Consider the following 15,608-nt stretch of genomic DNA (forward strand, 5'->3'; position numbering starts at 1 on the left):
TCCGTCTGCATCACGTCGGTCGCGGCTAGAGGCCGTTCTTGGAGATCTCCAACATGGCCCCGAGCACAAGGTCGGCGGCCACAGATGCGAGGATCATGCCCATCACGCGGCTGACAATGGCAGCGCCCGAATTGCCAATTAGCCGGATGATCGGACCTGCCGCGAGCATACAAAGATATGCGACCAAAAGGACTGCGAGCATAATGGCGCCGGTGAACGCCTGATCGGTGATCGGAACGGTGCTGTTATCTGTCATCAGCACGATTGCCAGCATTGCCCCGGGTGAGGCCAAGGACGGTACCGCCAACGGAAACACTGCGGGTGAGGGGCGCTCGGGCAGTTCGGCGTCGATGTCTGCAGAATGCTTGTCCGTTTCGGGTTTGGACTCGCCAAAAATCATCGAGAGAGCAAAGAGAAACAGGACAATGCCGCCTGCGATCTGGAACGACAGGAGGCTGATACCGAGACCATCGATCAAAAGCTGGCCAAATACGAGAAAGAACAGCAACACTCCCGCGGAAACGGCTGATGCGAGCAACGCGGTCTTGCGGCGTTCCGGTGTGGTCATTGCTGCGGTCACAGCTATGAAAACGGGAATGGTGCCGATCGGGTCGATCACAACCCAAAGCGTTACAAAGCGTTCAAAAATATCCATGAGAGCACGCTAGGGAGGCTGTCATGGGATGTCACGCGATTGTTGAATGAACCGGGTGCGGCTCTGGAAAAATAAAATTTTCCAGATTAGGTGCGGAGCCGGGATTGACTGACAGTTGGGATTGTATTTGCATTCCGTCATGGGCTTTGAAGTAACCGTCAGCAAAGAGCTGAATCTCGTTTACACCAAGTATTCCGGTTTTGTTAAAACCCGGGAAACGGAGCAAGCAATGTTTGCGACGGTGGAGCACCCCGATTTTTTGCCGGGAATGTCTGAACTGACCGATCTTTCCGAGGTTGAAGGTACAGAACTTGTCGTGGAGAGCATGGACGCGCATACGTCCCAATTGGCCGTTCACTATGAGATGCAAGCGAAACTGACGACGCACTATATTTATGCGCCTGATGATGTTGGTTTCGGGCTGGCTCAAGCACATCGTGAGATTGCGAAGGGCCAGATCGAGAATTTGACTGTCCTGATCTTCCGGAGCGAAGCCGAAGTGTTGAATGCAATGGGCCGCAACGAAAGCTCGATCGCAGAACTGTTGCGGGCCGGTTTCCGTTAGCGCGGCCCATGTGCCGCGCCACTCAAAGTGCGTTTCTGAGGTGTGACGGGCGAACCCGGATAAATGGCAGCTCAGCCCGTCACCAATCGGCGGGTTTCTCCGGCAATGATGCGCTCTTCGTCTGTGGGGATCACATGTGCTGCAAGGCGGCTGTTTGGCGTAGTTATGCGCGTCGCTCCAGCGAAATTGGCGGTTTCGTCCATGTCCGCTCCGAGCCATGCACAGGCTTGCAAAATACGGGCACGAATGCGCGCGGCGTTTTCGCCTATGCCGCCGGTGAAGACGAGCGCGTCCAGACCTCCGAGCGTTGCCGCGAGCGCGCCGATCTTCTTGGCGGCTTGATAGACAAAGAGATCCACGGCCTCGACTGCCGCCGGACTGTCGGATGCGAGCAGGTCGCGCATGTCTGAGCTGATGCCGGACACACCGAGCAATCCGGATTTGCTGCCCAATGTGGTTTCAATTTCCTCCACGGTCATGCCGCGATCGCGCAGCATGTGAAAAATAACACCAGGATCAAGCTCGCCGCAGCGCCGCCCCATGACCAGACCGTCAAGCGCTGTGTAGCCCATCGTTGTGGCGATGGATTTCATGTTCTGCATCGCACACATAGAGGCGCCGTTGCCCAGATGTGCGACGATCACGCGGCCGTTTGGGACGTCCAGATGATGTGTAAGCTGTGTCGAGATGTAGTGATAACTCAGACCGTGGAAACCGTAGCGCAACACGCCATCGTCAGAAAACGAGCGTGGGATTGCAAAAAGCTGCGCTATGCGCGGCTGGGTCCGGTGAAAAGCTGTGTCAAAACAGGCGACTTGCGGGATGTCTGCCAAGCGCCGCGCAACGGCGCGGATGCCAGCGAGATTGTGCGGCTGGTGGGCGGGAGCAAGCGGTGCCAGCTTTTCCAGCTTGGCCATTACCGCGTCGGTGACGCGGGCAGGGGCTGCAAAGTCTTGCCCACCATGCACGACGCGGTGACCCGCGCCGACAATGCGCAATTCGTCGCTGAGCCCTTTGATGTGGTTAAGCAGCCAGTCCAGAACCTCGGCGTGAGTGGCGTCCGGCGAAACAGGCAGATCAATCTCATTCTTGCCACCGTGATAGGCCGGTCCGAGGCCAATACGGTCGACCTGTCCGTGCAGATGCAGGGTCAGGTCGGTGCCGTAAACGGCATATTTGATAGATGACGAACCGGCGTTCAGGACCAGAAAGGCGTCTTTCTTGGCGGTGCTCACATCAAGTCCTTTCCAAGATTATGGTGCACCATGAGCTGCGCCAGCGCGGCGGACACAAGGCGCGATAGCGTGCCATCGGCGCGGCTGGTCAGCATGATCGGAACACGGGCGCCAAGAACGAGCCCCGCGCTGTCTGCACCGGCAAGATACATCAGCTGTTTGGCAATCATGTTGCCGGCTTCGAGATCCGGGGCGACCAGAATATCCGCATCGCCAGGCACGTCGGACACGATGCCCTTGGTTTTGGCCGCCTTCGCTGAGATGGCGTTGTCAAACGCCAGGGGTCCTTCGAGAATGCCGCCGGTGATCTGGCCACGGTCTGCCATCTTGCAAAGGGCAGCGGCTTCCAGCGTGGAAGGAATTTTGGGATAAATGGTTTCCAGCGCGGACAAGATTGCAACCTTGGGAATGTCCACGCCCAGGGCCTGGGCCAATTCGATGGAGTTCTGAACAATGTCAGCTTTGACCATCAGGTCCGGAAAAATGTTGATCGCAGCGTCCGTGATCAGCAGCGGTTTGGGATAGGTCGGTACGTCGAGCACAAAAACATGGCTCATGCGGCGCGCCGTTCGCAGGCCGTGCGTTTTGTGAACAACGGCGCTCATGACTTCGTCCGTGTGCAAGGCGCCCTTCATCAGGGCCTGCGCCCGCCCTTCACGTACAAGCCGGACAGAAATCTCTGCGCTGTCATGGCTGTGTTCCGCGTCGACGATTTCCATGTCGGAAATATCCAGTCCGGCTTCTTCGGCAGCGCCTTGAACGCGAGCTTCAGGGCCGACAAGGATTGGAGTGATCAAAGTCCGGTCCCGTGCAGCCAATGCGCCTTCGAGCGAAGCGGAGTCACAGGCGTGCACAACGGCGGTCGGGATCGGGTCCAGCGGTTCGGTGGCCGCGAGCATATCGTCAAAGCTGTTCTGGTGGGGGGCGTTCGGGTCCAAGGGAATCTCCACAACTGAATGTATTTGCTTCAATAGCCGCAACAGATTTCAGGAATACAAAAACCTCGCGGGATCGGCATAGTTTCGCCATCCGCGACTGATCTGACAAGGGTTCCGGCGGGGAAGGGGCCTAGACGCCTTCGGCAAAGGTGCCGTAGTCGCGTTGCGACCAAATCAGAGGCGCACCCTGATTGAGCAAAACGCGGGTGACGTTGCCGACCATGATCACATGATCGCCCGCATCATGAGCTGCCGCCGTGGTGCATTCAAAACGCGCAAGACAGTCGTCAAAGATGGGCGCGTTGTCATGTCCCGGGAATGGATCGACCATTTCGAACGCATCAGCGCGGCGTGCGAATTCGAGTGCGAGGTCGTATTGATCATGGCGCAATACATGAATCGCATAGTGTTTGGCTGAGGCGAAAGGCTCGAACCGGTCAGAGTTCTTCGCCGGGCACCACAGGACCATCGGCGGGTCAAGCGACACGGAGGAAAACGAATTGGCTGTCATGCCAATCGGTCCGCTGTCAGTCAGTGTTGTGATGACGGTCACGCCGGTGGCGAAACTGCCCAACGCATTGCGATAAGGGCGTTCGTTGTCCGCGGTGGGTTCGAAAACCTCTGAGATGATGTCCATCAAGGGCCTGCCGTCTGTGCCTGTGTGCTTTGGGGCAGCATTGAAGCGAATTGGCTGCTGTTGCAAGGGGCTGCAATGGATTTACGTACAGGTGCGGGATTTGTGCAAAAATTGCGGATACAGGTGTTTCAGTTCAAATCTTCCAGAAGGCGGCTGTGTTTCTGGCACTGTTCGATGACCTTTTGCAGGGTATCAAAGCCGCGCGATTTCAACATGGGTAGCATCCGGCACAACACTTCTGCCGTGGCCTGCGCGTCACCGAGCGCTGTGTGGCGCAAATGCTGCGGGATGGACACGCCGAGGCGCGAACAGAGCGCGTCAAGCGTATGGCTTTCCGTGGTGCCAAACAGCACCGCGGAGAGCAGAACCGTATCCAGAACTGGATGGGTCCATGCCAGATCATAGTCTTTGGCGCGCCGATGCAGGAAGGCCATGTCAAAAGGCGCGTTGTGGGCAACGATCACAGCGTCGCGGGCGAAATGATGAAACTCTGTCGCCACGGTTTGAAATGGCGGCGCGTCTGCCACCATAGCATCTGTGATGTGATGCACTTTTGTTGAAGCCGGTGGGATGGGGCGAGCGGGATTGACAAGACGGTCGATCTTTTCGCCTGCCACGATCATGCCGCGCAACACCCGAACAGCACCGAGTTGGACAACCTCGTCCTTATGCGGCAGCAGCCCTGTCGTCTCGCTGTCAAACACCACAAACGGCACGCGGTCGATCGGGAGTTTCAAAAGATCGGAAGGGCCGGCGTTGCTGAGCAGGTCGAAGTCGTATGTCAGGGGGCGCGACGCTTCTGGCGAGAGATGGGTGTGCGCTTCGTCAATCAGCATCATGTATCCGCGCGCCGTGCCCAGTGGTTTCAGGCGGGCGGCGAAGCTGACGTCGCCGTTGAGGCATGTGGCCTCAAAGCGGATTTCGCGATCCGATTTAACCAGTTCATCGTGCGCCGCCAGCAGTACACTTTTGTCGAAATAGTCAAAGATCGACGCGTTCAGGCGGGGCGGGGCAATCTGCGCCAGAGCGCTGGCGGCCTGGCCATCGTAAAGCACAATGCGATGTGTCGGTCCGATCAGAACGATCGCGAGAGGTATTTCCGACAAAAGCGCCGTGAGGCGGTTCTTTTCATCAGACAGCGCCTCGGTTTCCAGTGCGACAAGCTCGGCGGCGTCCAAGGTCTGTGCATCGAGCTGTGTCGTCACGGCATCCGCAGCGGGGGCAAGGTCACCAAGATAGCGCGCTGCGTGTGTATCCAACGCGGCCGGTACGCCGGCATGAGCCCGCACACGCAAGGTCGAAGCGAGCCTTTCGATAGGTTTTGCGACGTTTTCGTCGAACAGAAACCATATCGCCGTGGCGAGGCCCAAAAGGCCAAACCCCGATATGATAGCTGCAAGCATAAAACCGGGACCGGCGCCGCCTTCGAAGGAATGGCGATAGCCGGCAAACAGAGCAAGTGCCACGACCAGAATGCCGCCCGCAGCCATGAGGGCAAAGAACAGAAGGATACGCAGGCGCAGGCTCAGGCGGGTCATATCAGATCTCGCAGATAGCAATCAGAAGCGGGTCGTCGTCAGACACGGAAACCCAGTCTACGCCTTCGAGTGCGCCCGTGTCCGTGAACGCGACATTGTCGACCAGCGCGGCACGGCGGCCTTGGACACAATCCGCAACCACAGTGAGGCGGTTAAGCGGCGACCACCGGCCATAAAAGTAGACGTCCGCCAAACGTTGATCCGGCAGGGACGAATTGGTTTGAAGGCTCGTTGCGTCCAGCGCGACAAAGCGTTCGACAAATGGCACGACGTATGTCCAGGGACGGTAGACCGCACGGTTCTCGACGGTTTGCACAACCGAGAACCCCTCTGGCATGGTTTCAATTGTGCGATCATACCAACCGTACTCGGAGGTTATGGTAGCTGCGAGCATGGCCAGACCGGCGGTGACGGGTACCAACCAACGCGGCAGCCGGTTGCCGGTGACGCGCAAGATCAGCATCATCAGGCCAGCGCCGGCAATCCCGGCGACAAAAGTGGCGATGAGTTCTACAAACATTCCATGGTCCTTCGTCTTAGCCCAGCATGCCCTTGCCGTGACCGATAGCGGATTGCAACGATTTCACAACGACAAAGGCGTCGCGGAGGTGGCTGCGTTCGAAATCCGAGAGGGCGGCGGGGCTTAGAAAATTGTCCGGCTTTTCGCCTGCCGTGATTTGCCTGGCCTGATGTTCCAGTCGGGTTTGCGCAATCAGATCATAGGCATCCAGCAAGTCGGCTGCGCCGCTTGAAGAGAGCACCTGAGCCGATTGCGCTGCCTTAAGTCGGGCGCGGGTGTTGGTTTCCGCAAGTTGCCCCTGCAACGCATACAACCGTCCGAGGTCCACCACGGGTACAACTCCGTTGTGCTTCATATCCAATTGGTTTTTGTGCTCGCCCGAACGAATGGTGGCCAAGCCCCGAAGCAGGCCGAGTGGCGGCTGATGACCCAACGAATTGCCGGTCATGTGGGCGACGAAAATTGAGTTGGCAGAGGCTGCTTTCAGCGTGTCTTCCTGTAAATCTGCAAAGAGATCGAAGGTGCCGCCAATTGGACGCAGATCGAACATCACGCTCGCGAGCATTTGCGCCTCCGGGTTGGGTGTGTCGATCCAACCCTTGAAATACTGGCGCCAGACGGCGAGAGGCTGACACCATCGCGCGTTTGTGGCCATCATATCGCCGGGGCAATAAAAATAGCCGATCGTATCCAGACCGTCACTGACGATTTGGGCAAGTTTTGCAAAATATCCGGTTCGCATATCGTCGGTGGCACTGTCGTCTAGGATCAGACAGTTGTCCTGATCCGAAACGCCGGTTTGTTCCTGACGGCCTTGAGATCCGCAAGCCAGCCACAGATAAGGCACAGGCGGCGGCCCCAGTTCGTCTTCGGCGATTGCAAGCAGGCGTCGCGTCGCCGTGTCCGCGACATCGGTGATCAGTCGCGTGACGATTTCGTGGCGGTTTCCGCCGGCAACGAGTTGGACCAAAAGTTGGGGAATGCGCGCGGTGACCTTCGCCATATCCTGCGCTGTGCGGGCATTGGCAATCTCGGCGACGAGTTCTGCCGAGCTGACAGCCTGTACGCGGGTAAGATCGGTCTGAGTTACGATGCCAATAAGCCTTCCGGCCTCCACAATCGGTACATGGCCGATGCCGCGTTCCATCATCACGTGCAATACATCGGATCCGATTGCCGTTGGCGGCAAACTGATCGGGTTTGGGGACATCACGTCCGAGACAGGCGTATCCAATGGGCGTGCTTCGGCCAGAACCTTGCCGACAAGATCGCCGGAAGTCAGTATGCCGGAGAGGGCTGTTCCTTGCATGATGCAAAGGGACGAAATGCCTTTGCCGCGCATAAGACGCGCGGCGTCTCCGACACTTGTATCCGGTACAACCGAGACCGGCGTACGGGCCATGAAACTGTCTACGCGCGACGTCGCGAGGTCGTTTGAAGATGCTTTGCGTGCGGAACGAGATCGATCAAAAAAACGTCGTGCCGGTTCGTGTTCGGCAATCAAAGCGCGGAATTTTGCAGCCGGCAGCACCAGCAGGAGTGCATGTTCTTCAGCGCGTGCTGACGTGACAGCCATGCCATTTCGTAACAGGCCGCGTTCGCCAAAAGAGTTGCGCAACCCAAGGTGGGACACCACAACATCGTTTTCGTCTCGGACTTCGATGACGCCTTCGTAGACGATAAACAGGCCCGCAAGCTTCTCACCCAGATCGTAGACGGCAAAGTCCTTCTCGACCTCCCAGACGTCGAAACTCGCCGCTAGGTCCGGCAGCGCGTCTGGCGGAAGTGCATCATAAGGGTGCACGGAACGCAGGAAGCGGGTGATCTGGTCTTGGGTCAGGGGCATAACTGCACTCTATCATTGAAAAATCCCGCCCGACAGGTGCCGGGCGGGACAGGAGGTTGGGACGGTGCCGGGAGGCGCGCCGCCCCAGATCGGTGGGGAAAACCGATCAGTGGTCCTGTGCCGCGCCAGCACCTTTGGGGATGCGCACGCTTTCGACGAGAGCCTTGATGTCGTCCGGAGTTTCCTTGGTCATCGACGCCACCACATAAGCGACACCGAAGTTGACCATGGCCCCGATTGCGCCAAAGCTTGTCGACTTGATCGTGCCCAGAAGCGGATCGGCGTCGGTGAAGCTGTTGGTGCCCGGAATGAACAGCCAGCCCTTGTGCAGGAAGATGTAGACGAGCGTTACGGAGATGCCCGCAACCATACCTGCCACTGCACCGGTGTTGTTGATCTTCTTCCAGAAGATCCCCATCATCAGCGCCGGGAAGATCGAGGCCGCTGCCAGACCGAAGGCCAGAGCCACGGTTTGCGCGGCAAAGCCTGGCGGGTTCAGACCCAGAATGGTCGCCACCACAATGGCCACTGCCATAGCGATCCGTGCAGACAGAAGTTCGCCTTTTTCCGAAATGTTCGGAGCAATTGCGCCTTTGATCAGGTCGTGAGACACGGCTGATGAGATCGCCAACAGCAGACCCGCTGCGGTCGACAAGGCGGCCGCGAGACCACCGGCTGCCACGAGACCGATCACCCAAGAAGGCAGGTTCGCGATTTCCGGATTGGCCAGCACAAGGATGTCGCGGTTGAACTTGGTCAGCTCGTTGCCTTCCCAGCCTTTCTCCGCTGCAAGCGCCTGAAGCTCAGGGTTCTGGTCGTTGTAGTACTGGATTTTGCCGTCGCCATTTTTGTCTTCCCAATCAAGAAGACCGGTTTTCTGCCAGGTTGCCATCCAGTCATACTCGGGGTCGTTCTCGATCTGCTGGGTTGTCACAGCACCGCCCTCGATGCCGCCGTTCGGCCACATCAGTTCGGAGATGTTCAGGCGTGCCATTGCACCAACCGCCGGAGCAGTCAGATAGAGCAGGGCGATGAACACCAGAGTCCAGCCCGCAGACCAGCGCGCGTCAGACACTTTGGGAACAGTGAAGAAGCGCATGATCACGTGCGGCAGACCTGCGGTACCGATCATCAGGCTCAGGGTGAAGAGTACCATGTTGAGCGTATCCGCGTGATGCGCTGTGTATTCCTTGAACCCCAGTTCGGTGACAACCGCATCCAGTTTCGCCAAGAGCGGCTCGCCGGAAGCAGCGTGTTCGCCAAACAGCCCCAATGCAGGGATCGGAGTGCCGGTCAGCTGCAGAGAGATGAAGATTGCCGGAATGGTATAGGCTGTGATCAACACGCAGTATTGCGCCACCTGTGTGTAAGTCACGCCCTTCATGCCGCCGAAAACCGCATAGGCGAAGACCACACAAGCACCGATCAGAAGACCGGCTGTGTTGGAGACTTCGAGGAAGCGGCCAAAGGCCACGCCCACACCCGTCATCTGGCCGATCACGTAGGTGGTGGAGGCCACGATCAAACAGACAACTGCCACAATGCGGGCGGTCTGGCTGTAGAAGCGGTCGCCGATGAATTCCGACACGGTGAACTTGCCGAACTTGCGCAGGTAAGGTGCAAGCAGCAGCGCCAGCAGAACGTAGCCGCCGGTCCAGCCCATCAGGAAGGAAGAGTTGTCATAGCCGGTGAAGGCGATGAGGCCCGCCATCGAGATGAACGAGGCTGCCGACATCCAGTCGGCTGCGGTTGCCATACCGTTGGTGACAGGGTGAACGCCGCGGCCCGCGGCGTAAAATTCCGATGTGGAGCCCGCTCGGGCCCAGATCGCGATGCCGATGTAAAGCGCAAAGGACGCGCCCACAAACAGCAGGTTGATAGCAAATTGGCTCATTGTCCCTCAGCCCTCTTATTCTTCAACGCCGTGTTCGGCATCGAGTTTGTTCATCTTCCAGGCGTAGAAAAAGATCAGAGCCAGAAAGACCAGGATCGACCCTTGCTGGGCGAACCAGAAGCCGAGATCGGTGCCGCCAACGGTGATACCCGCGAGCATTGGGCGCAGCAGGATGCCAAACCCGAACGAGACCAGCGCCCAAATGACGAGGCTGATCAGGATGATGCGCACATTGGCTGACCAATAGGCGCTGGTGGATGAATTTTCGGACATGAAGTCTCCTCCTTCTCTGTTCCGTTTCCTCCTCGGAAGCAGCCCCTGCCGCCTCCGGTTTCCCTCAGACCATAGTGGTTCCGACGATGGTCCCAAGTTCTTTGGCAATCGTGTCAATCTCGCCCATGGCGTTGACGGATTGCAGCGCGCCCTTCGCTTGATAAAAAGCGATCAAGGGCGCGGTTTGTGCGTGATAGGCCTCAAGACGGGCCGCCACGGTTTCGGCGTTGTCATCAGCCCGACGTTTGAAATCGGAGCCGCCGCAATTGTCGCAAACGCCTTCATTGACGGGCTGTTTGAAGCTGTCGTGATAGCCTTCTCCACAAGCGCCGCAGGTGTAGCGGCCGGAAATGCGTGTGACCATCGCGCTGTCATCAACATCAAGGCTGATGGCGGCATTGATCCGCTGCCCTGTTTCCGAAAGCAGCGCGTCCAGCGCTTCAGCCTGCACCGTGGTGCGGGGAAACCCGTCAAGAATTACGCCTTTGGAACAATCCGGTTCCGCGAGTCTGTCGCGCAGGATGGCAATGACGATCTCGTCCGAGACAAGATCTCCTGCTGCCATGACAGCCTGCGCCTGTTTGCCTGCATCGGTTCCTGAGGCCACCGCGGCGCGCAGCAAGTCGCCGGTCGAGAGTTGCACAAGGCCAAAGGAGGTTTCCAGCATCCGGGCCTGCGTGCCTTTACCGGCCCCGGGAGGGCCAAGCAGGATCAGCACCGGCGCGGTGGATTTTGGTGTGTCCAGCATCTGTCAGCTCCGGTTCATGCGGTTGTCGATCAGATCATCGACCACCGACGGATCGGCCAGCGTGGAGGTATCTCCAAGGCTGCCGTAGTCGTTTTCGGCGATTTTTCTGAGGATGCGTCGCATGATTTTGCCGGAGCGTGTTTTCGGCAGGCCCGGGGCCCACTGGATGAGGTCGGGACTTGCGATCGGTCCGATCTCGGTGCGGACCCAGGTGCGGAGTTCTTTTTTGAGCTCGTCGCTGGGTTCCTGATCGTTCATCAGCGTCACGTAGCAGTAGATGCCCTGACCCTTGATGTCATGCGGGTAGCCCACCACGGCGGCCTCGGCCACGGCAGCATGCGCCACCAGCGCGCTTTCGACCTCGGCGGTGCCCATGCGGTGGCCCGACACGTTGATCACGTCGTCGACGCGACCGGTGATCCAGTAGTCGCCATCCGCGTCGCGGCGGCAGCCGTCGCCGGCGAAGTAGTAGTTCTTGTAGTCGGCGAAGTAGGTCTTCTCGAAGCGCTCGTGATCGCCCCAGACGGTGCGCATCTGGCTCGGCCAGCTGTCCTTGATCGCCAGCACGCCCTCGACATCATTGCCGGTGATCTCTTCGCCGGACTGCGGGTCCAGCACCACCGGATGCACGCCGAAGAACGGTTTCATCGCCGCGCCGGGCTTGGTCGCATGGGCGCCGGGCAGGGGGGTCATCATGTGACCGCCGGTCTCGGTCTGCCACCAGGTGTCCACGATCGGGCAGCGGCCGCCGCCGACCACGTCATTGTACCAGGTCCAGGCCTCCGGGTTGATCGGTTCGCCCACGGTGCCAAGGATGCGCAGGCTGCTGAGGTCGCATTTCTCGACATATTCGTTGCCCTGACCCATCAGGGCCCGCAGCGCGGTGGGGGCGGTGTAGAACTGGTTGACCTTGTGCTTCTCGCAGACCTGCCAGAAGCGCGATGCGTCCGGATAGGTCGGCACACCCTCAAACATCAGCGTGGTCGCGCCATTGGCCAGGGGCCCATAGACAATGTAGCTGTGGCCGGTGACCCAGCCCACATCCGCCGTGCACCAGAAGATGTCGCCGTCCTTGTAGTCGAAGGTGTACTCATGGGTCATCGAGGCATAGACGATGTAGCCGCCGGTGGTGTGCACCACGCCCTTGGGCTGACCGGTGGAACCGGACGTGTAGAGAATGAAGAGCGGGTCTTCGGCGTTCATCTCTGCGGGTTTGCAGTAGTCGTCCGCCTCCAGCACCATTTCGTTGTAGTCAAAGTCGCGGCCGTTGATCCAGGTGGTCTGGTCGCCGGTGCGCTTGACCACGAGGCATTTGACCGTGTCCTTGGTGTGCAGCAGCGCGGCATCGGCGTTGGACTTGAGCGCGGTCTTGCGCCCGCCACGGGGGGCGGTGTCGGCGGTGATCACCACCTTTGCATCGCAGCCGTTGATGCGGGCGGCCAGCGCGTCGGGGCTGAAGCCGGCAAAGACAATGGAATGGATGGCGCCGATGCGGGCGCAGGCGAGCATGGCATAGGCCGCCTCGGGGATCATCGGCAGATAGATCACCACGCGGTCGCCCTTGCGTACGCCAAGCTCCTCGAGCACGTTGGCAAAGCGGCAGACGCGGCGGTGCAGTTCGGCATAGGTGATGTGCTGCGCGGGTTCGTCCGGGCTGTCGGGCTCCCAGATGATCGCGGTCTGCCCGCCGCGCTCGGCGAGGTGGCGGTCGATACAGTTGGCCGACACGTTCAGGGTGCCGTCTTCGAACCACTTGATGTCCACATTGCCCGGCGCAAACGACGTGTTCTTCACCGTCGTGAAAGGCTTGATCCAATCAACACGCTGACCATGCTCGCGCCAGAAACCATCTGGGTCACTAATAGACGACGCGTACATCTCGTCGTAGCGCGCAGCGGTGATGTGGGCGTTTTCGGCCAGCTCGCTGGAGGGCGGGAATGTGTGGTTAACAACGGTATCAGGCGACATAGAGGCTCCTCTCCTCGATCTCAAAAACTCTCTCCCCGCTGCACAGACGGCAGCGCCCAGTACAAGAATAGACAGAACAGAAAAGAACAAAATAACCTGCCGAAATAAAACAAAACTTCTGTAAATAGATTTCCTGTTAGCGCTCAAATATGTGTAAATAAAATTTCCAAACGGGCGAGAAGAGCTTTGAAATAAAGGCCTTTTATGGATGCCCTGTCGCGCCGTCGCCCGCGGGCGTATGCCAGTGATGGGCTTTGGCGGGTGCAAAACTAATCCGTGACAGGTGTGACAAAACGTTCCATGCTCGTCCGCTCAAGCAGGACGAAACGTCCAAGAGCAGCGCTTGGGATTGGGGCAGGAAGTGGGCACAAGGCCCGCACCGCGCCCGAAATGGGGCCGAAAAGGGCGGCAAAAGGCACCGGTTTTGCCTGAATGCTGCCCAAGTGGTCCTTCTATCTGGTCGGGCTGACCAGAGGAGCTGCTATGCGTTTTGTAAAACTGATCTGTCTGATTGCCGGCTTGCTGCCGACCGCGGGTTTTGCCGACGCTCAGAAGGCGCGCAAGCTTGCAGACTCTCTCCCTGGCGAGGCATCGGTTGGACGGTTGATGGTCAACGGGAATGCGATGTGTACCGGCGCTCTGGTGTCGCCCGATCTTGTTCTGACGGCGGCGCATTGCCTTTATGATCCCAACAACGGACGCCGGGTCAAACCCCACCAGATAGAATTTCAGGCGGGATTGCGCAAAGGCAAGGCCGTGGCTGTTCGCAAGGTTCGGAGCGCAACGCAGCATCCCCAGTACCGCCACGTCCACAAGGGGACCGCACAGGTCGGCCATGATTTGGCGTTATTGCGCTTGGTGAGTCCGATCGACAAGAACGCTGTGCTGCCGATGGCGCAAGATATCCGCCTTGGTTCTGGCGACATGCTGGGCGTGCTGAGCTACAACATCGGCAACCGCAATGATCCTGTGCTGGAATACCCCTGTCGTGTTCTGGCGACGCAGCACCAAACCGTAGTGATGAGCTGCGATGTGGATTTTGGCGCGTCAGGTGCCCCTGTTCTGGCACTGAGCAACGGCAAGAATCCGGCATTGGTATCGGTGGTGTCCGCCCGCGCGGCAATGGGCGGCCGGACTGTGTCTGTTGGCACAACCCTGACAACGGACGCCCTGCAGAAGATGATGCGCGGCGGCTGAGCCCTTAGCGATCCATTAGAAGTCGGATGCCGAGAGCGCCCAGAACCGAAGCTGCCGCGCGATCAAGCCAGACCTTGCCCCTTAAATACCGCTGGCTGACCATCTCGGTGCTCATGCCAAAGGCAATGGCCGTATAAACGATCCACTCGACAATCAGGTGATTGCCCACGACCAGCAGGTTTTCGGCGAGCGTCATGTCGGGCGGGAAAATCACCACAAGAACCGCAGCGGCAAACAGCACCGATTTGGGGTTCATCAGGTTGATCAGAACACCCTGCCGAAAAGCGTGCCGTGCGGGTTTCACCTCTGTCTCAAGAGGTGCGCGCGCGCCTTTCCACATGCCGTAGGCGATCCAGATCAAATAGAGCGCACCGATGGTTTTGACGATCGTATAGGCCCACGGGAAGGCGACGAAAACAACTTCGAGACCAAACAGGGCGGCTGCCGTCCATAGGGCTGCCATGAGGCCAAGACCCAGGCCAACGGCGATGCCAGCGCGTCGGCCGCTTGTGAGGGCGGTTTTCACAGCCACCAAAAACGCTGGACCGGGGCTGGCGATGGCGGCCAGAAGGGCGATGTTGAAAGCGACGAGGTGAGTGAGATGCATAGTGCGCTCCGATTGAGGGTGGTCAAACGTTAGGTGAGGTGGAGGCCCATGTCATGGAAGAAGGCAGTTTGGGGAACGTTTTCAGTGAAAACTGCCAGAATTTGTGCCCGTTTCGCGCACTACGAAAGTGCATTGCCAGCCGGATCCCAACGATACCGTGCGAGGACCGAAATGCAGTGTACACAAATCGTGGCTCCCTCCGGCCGGTCCGATATTCCAGAACAGGCGCAAGCCAAAATAGCGTTTCGGGTTTGGCTCAATACATAGTTTGATTGAACAAACCTACCTGGGCTTGCTCAGTCCAAACAGGTTTCAAGGTTTCCTCGCAATGAGCCAGTAAGTAAGGCCGAGCGATAGTCCAAGTGCCGCATATCCAAGGAAATACTGCGGCTCCAAGTTCTTGTCATCCAGAGTGATGATCTTTCGAGCCACCGCCATCAGGGCCGTCGCGACTACCAGCTTGATGTGAATTACATTTGCGGTCAGGTAAAGGGTTATGTTTGTGTAGATCTCGACTGCGATTAGAACAACGAGCACAGCACTGAAGACAGTGAGCAGGTCGCTCACTTCCAAAATGTATAGAGGTGGTTCAAGAAGCTTCTGGAACGTTGTAAATCCCGCATCGATTATCGCCAGTACAATAATAATGAGCATTAGAACCGACATGAGACGAACGCCATGACGGATCATTCGGTTGCACCATCTCACAACCGCATCTTCGTGTTCAGGGTCCAGTTCGACGTGAGCGGTTGACGAATTTTCACTATTGTTGGCCAAGTTATCCTCCATCCATGTTGGAATTCACCCCGTCTATTGTCCGAGTTTCCTGTGGGCCTTCGGATTTCGTTTAGTTGGTATGCAAATTTGTTCTGGGTCAAGCTGCCGAACAAACAACAGGGCCTGAATCTGCTGTAGCCTGCGCCTTGATCGTTGGCCTGTCAGCGACGGCGACGGGGCGGGTCTTCGCGGCACCTTTTGCGCTGTTCC

Annotated in this window: 15 protein-coding genes; 2 read left to right on the forward strand and 13 right to left on the reverse strand. The window is 58.4% G+C overall.

The annotated features are described in order from the left end of the window. Positions 1 to 25: 25 nt before the first annotated feature. Positions 26 to 655 carry a MarC family protein gene (locus BXY66_RS05415; RefSeq protein ID WP_132859139.1) on the reverse strand — a complete coding sequence of 210 codons (630 nt, stop codon included), beginning with the start codon at positions 653 to 655 and terminating at the stop codon, positions 26 to 28. Positions 656 to 794: 139 nt separating this feature from the next. Between BXY66_RS05415 and BXY66_RS05420 the strand changes: the two genes are divergently transcribed. Next, entirely contained in the window at positions 795 to 1,220 is a 426-nt protein-coding gene (locus BXY66_RS05420; RefSeq protein ID WP_132859140.1) for a hypothetical protein, read from the forward strand. A gap of 71 nt (positions 1,221 to 1,291) precedes the next feature. On the opposite strand, the gene BXY66_RS05425 is transcribed toward BXY66_RS05420, so the two are convergent. The 10 genes from BXY66_RS05425 to acs form a co-directional block, all read right to left on the reverse strand. Next, positions 1,292 to 2,455 (reverse strand): acetate/propionate family kinase, encoded by a 1,164-nt coding sequence (locus BXY66_RS05425; protein WP_132859141.1) that lies wholly within the window; start codon positions 2,453 to 2,455, stop codon positions 1,292 to 1,294. Next, positions 2,452 to 3,393 (reverse strand): bifunctional enoyl-CoA hydratase/phosphate acetyltransferase, encoded by a 942-nt coding sequence (locus BXY66_RS05430; RefSeq protein ID WP_243694298.1) that lies wholly within the window; start codon positions 3,391 to 3,393, stop codon positions 2,452 to 2,454. Before BXY66_RS05430 ends, BXY66_RS05425 begins: the two co-directional genes overlap by 4 nt. 130 nt (positions 3,394 to 3,523) lie before the next feature. Then, positions 3,524 to 4,030, reverse strand: coding sequence for a flavin reductase family protein (locus BXY66_RS05435; RefSeq protein WP_132859142.1), 507 nt, complete (start codon positions 4,028 to 4,030; stop codon positions 3,524 to 3,526). Positions 4,031 to 4,158: 128 nt separating this feature from the next. After that, positions 4,159 to 5,568, reverse strand: coding sequence for a 3'-5' exonuclease (locus BXY66_RS05440; protein WP_132859143.1), 1,410 nt, complete (start codon positions 5,566 to 5,568; stop codon positions 4,159 to 4,161). 1 nt (position 5,569) lies between these two features. Beyond that, a complete protein-coding gene (locus BXY66_RS05445) occupies positions 5,570 to 6,088 on the reverse strand; it encodes a hypothetical protein (protein WP_132859144.1) in 519 nt (172 codons plus the stop codon). Between the two features lie 16 nt (positions 6,089 to 6,104). After that, the gene (locus BXY66_RS05450; RefSeq protein ID WP_132859145.1) at positions 6,105 to 7,934 is read right to left on the reverse strand and encodes a DUF294 nucleotidyltransferase-like domain-containing protein; all 1,830 of its coding nucleotides are present in this window, start codon (positions 7,932 to 7,934) and stop codon (positions 6,105 to 6,107) included. Between the two features lie 106 nt (positions 7,935 to 8,040). Further along, on the reverse strand, positions 8,041 to 9,828 hold the full coding sequence (locus BXY66_RS05455) for a sodium:solute symporter family protein (RefSeq protein ID WP_132859146.1): 1,788 nt from the start codon (positions 9,826 to 9,828) through the stop codon (positions 8,041 to 8,043). Positions 9,829 to 9,843: 15 nt separating this feature from the next. Then, positions 9,844 to 10,101, reverse strand: a complete 258-nt coding sequence (locus tag BXY66_RS05460) for a DUF4212 domain-containing protein (RefSeq protein WP_132859147.1) — start codon at positions 10,099 to 10,101, stop codon at positions 9,844 to 9,846. 64 nt (positions 10,102 to 10,165) lie between these two features. Further along, the gene (locus tag BXY66_RS05465; RefSeq protein WP_132859148.1) at positions 10,166 to 10,849 is read right to left on the reverse strand and encodes an adenylate kinase; all 684 of its coding nucleotides are present in this window, start codon (positions 10,847 to 10,849) and stop codon (positions 10,166 to 10,168) included. Positions 10,850 to 10,852: 3 nt separating this feature from the next. After that, positions 10,853 to 12,817 (reverse strand): acetate--CoA ligase, encoded by a 1,965-nt coding sequence (gene acs / locus BXY66_RS05470; RefSeq protein ID WP_132859149.1) that lies wholly within the window; start codon positions 12,815 to 12,817, stop codon positions 10,853 to 10,855. Between the two features lie 483 nt (positions 12,818 to 13,300). Between acs and BXY66_RS05475 the strand changes: the two genes are divergently transcribed. Continuing rightward, a complete protein-coding gene (locus tag BXY66_RS05475) occupies positions 13,301 to 14,014 on the forward strand; it encodes a trypsin-like serine peptidase (RefSeq protein ID WP_243694299.1) in 714 nt (237 codons plus the stop codon). Positions 14,015 to 14,018: 4 nt separating this feature from the next. Here the strand turns inward: BXY66_RS05475 and BXY66_RS05480 are convergent, their stop codons facing one another. Then, on the reverse strand, positions 14,019 to 14,621 hold the full coding sequence (locus BXY66_RS05480) for a LysE family translocator (protein ID WP_132859150.1): 603 nt from the start codon (positions 14,619 to 14,621) through the stop codon (positions 14,019 to 14,021). Positions 14,622 to 14,933: 312 nt separating this feature from the next. After that, positions 14,934 to 15,398 carry a phosphate-starvation-inducible PsiE family protein gene (locus BXY66_RS05485; RefSeq protein ID WP_207911290.1) on the reverse strand — a complete coding sequence of 155 codons (465 nt, stop codon included), beginning with the start codon at positions 15,396 to 15,398 and terminating at the stop codon, positions 14,934 to 14,936. Positions 15,399 to 15,608 lie beyond the last annotated feature (210 nt).

This window comes from Shimia isoporae (genome assembly GCF_004346865.1).
GTDB classification, from domain to species: Bacteria; Pseudomonadota; Alphaproteobacteria; order Rhodobacterales; family Rhodobacteraceae; genus Shimia; species Shimia isoporae.

What these genes read in the sequence shown, in the direction of transcription:
- BXY66_RS05415 (WP_132859139.1), bottom strand. Translation starts at nt 655, where the DNA reads ATGGATATTTTTGAACGCTTTGTAACGCTTTGGGTTGTGATCGACCCG.
- BXY66_RS05480 (WP_132859150.1), bottom strand. Translation starts at nt 14,621, where the DNA reads ATGCATCTCACTCACCTCGTCGCTTTCAACATCGCCCTTCTGGCCGCC.
- acs (WP_132859149.1), bottom strand. Translation starts at nt 12,817, where the DNA reads ATGTCGCCTGATACCGTTGTTAACCACACATTCCCGCCCTCCAGCGAG.
- BXY66_RS05440 (WP_132859143.1), bottom strand. Translation starts at nt 5,568, where the DNA reads ATGACCCGCCTGAGCCTGCGCCTGCGTATCCTTCTGTTCTTTGCCCTC.
- BXY66_RS05450 (WP_132859145.1), bottom strand. Translation starts at nt 7,934, where the DNA reads ATGCCCCTGACCCAAGACCAGATCACCCGCTTCCTGCGTTCCGTGCAC.
- BXY66_RS05460 (WP_132859147.1), bottom strand. Translation starts at nt 10,101, where the DNA reads ATGTCCGAAAATTCATCCACCAGCGCCTATTGGTCAGCCAATGTGCGC.
- BXY66_RS05445 (WP_132859144.1), bottom strand. Translation starts at nt 6,088, where the DNA reads ATGTTTGTAGAACTCATCGCCACTTTTGTCGCCGGGATTGCCGGCGCT.
- BXY66_RS05435 (WP_132859142.1), bottom strand. Translation starts at nt 4,030, where the DNA reads ATGGACATCATCTCAGAGGTTTTCGAACCCACCGCGGACAACGAACGC.
- BXY66_RS05475 (WP_243694299.1), top strand. Translation starts at nt 13,301, where the DNA reads ATGCGTTTTGTAAAACTGATCTGTCTGATTGCCGGCTTGCTGCCGACC.
- BXY66_RS05465 (WP_132859148.1), bottom strand. Translation starts at nt 10,849, where the DNA reads ATGCTGGACACACCAAAATCCACCGCGCCGGTGCTGATCCTGCTTGGC.
- BXY66_RS05420 (WP_132859140.1), top strand. Translation starts at nt 795, where the DNA reads ATGGGCTTTGAAGTAACCGTCAGCAAAGAGCTGAATCTCGTTTACACC.
- BXY66_RS05455 (WP_132859146.1), bottom strand. Translation starts at nt 9,828, where the DNA reads ATGAGCCAATTTGCTATCAACCTGCTGTTTGTGGGCGCGTCCTTTGCG.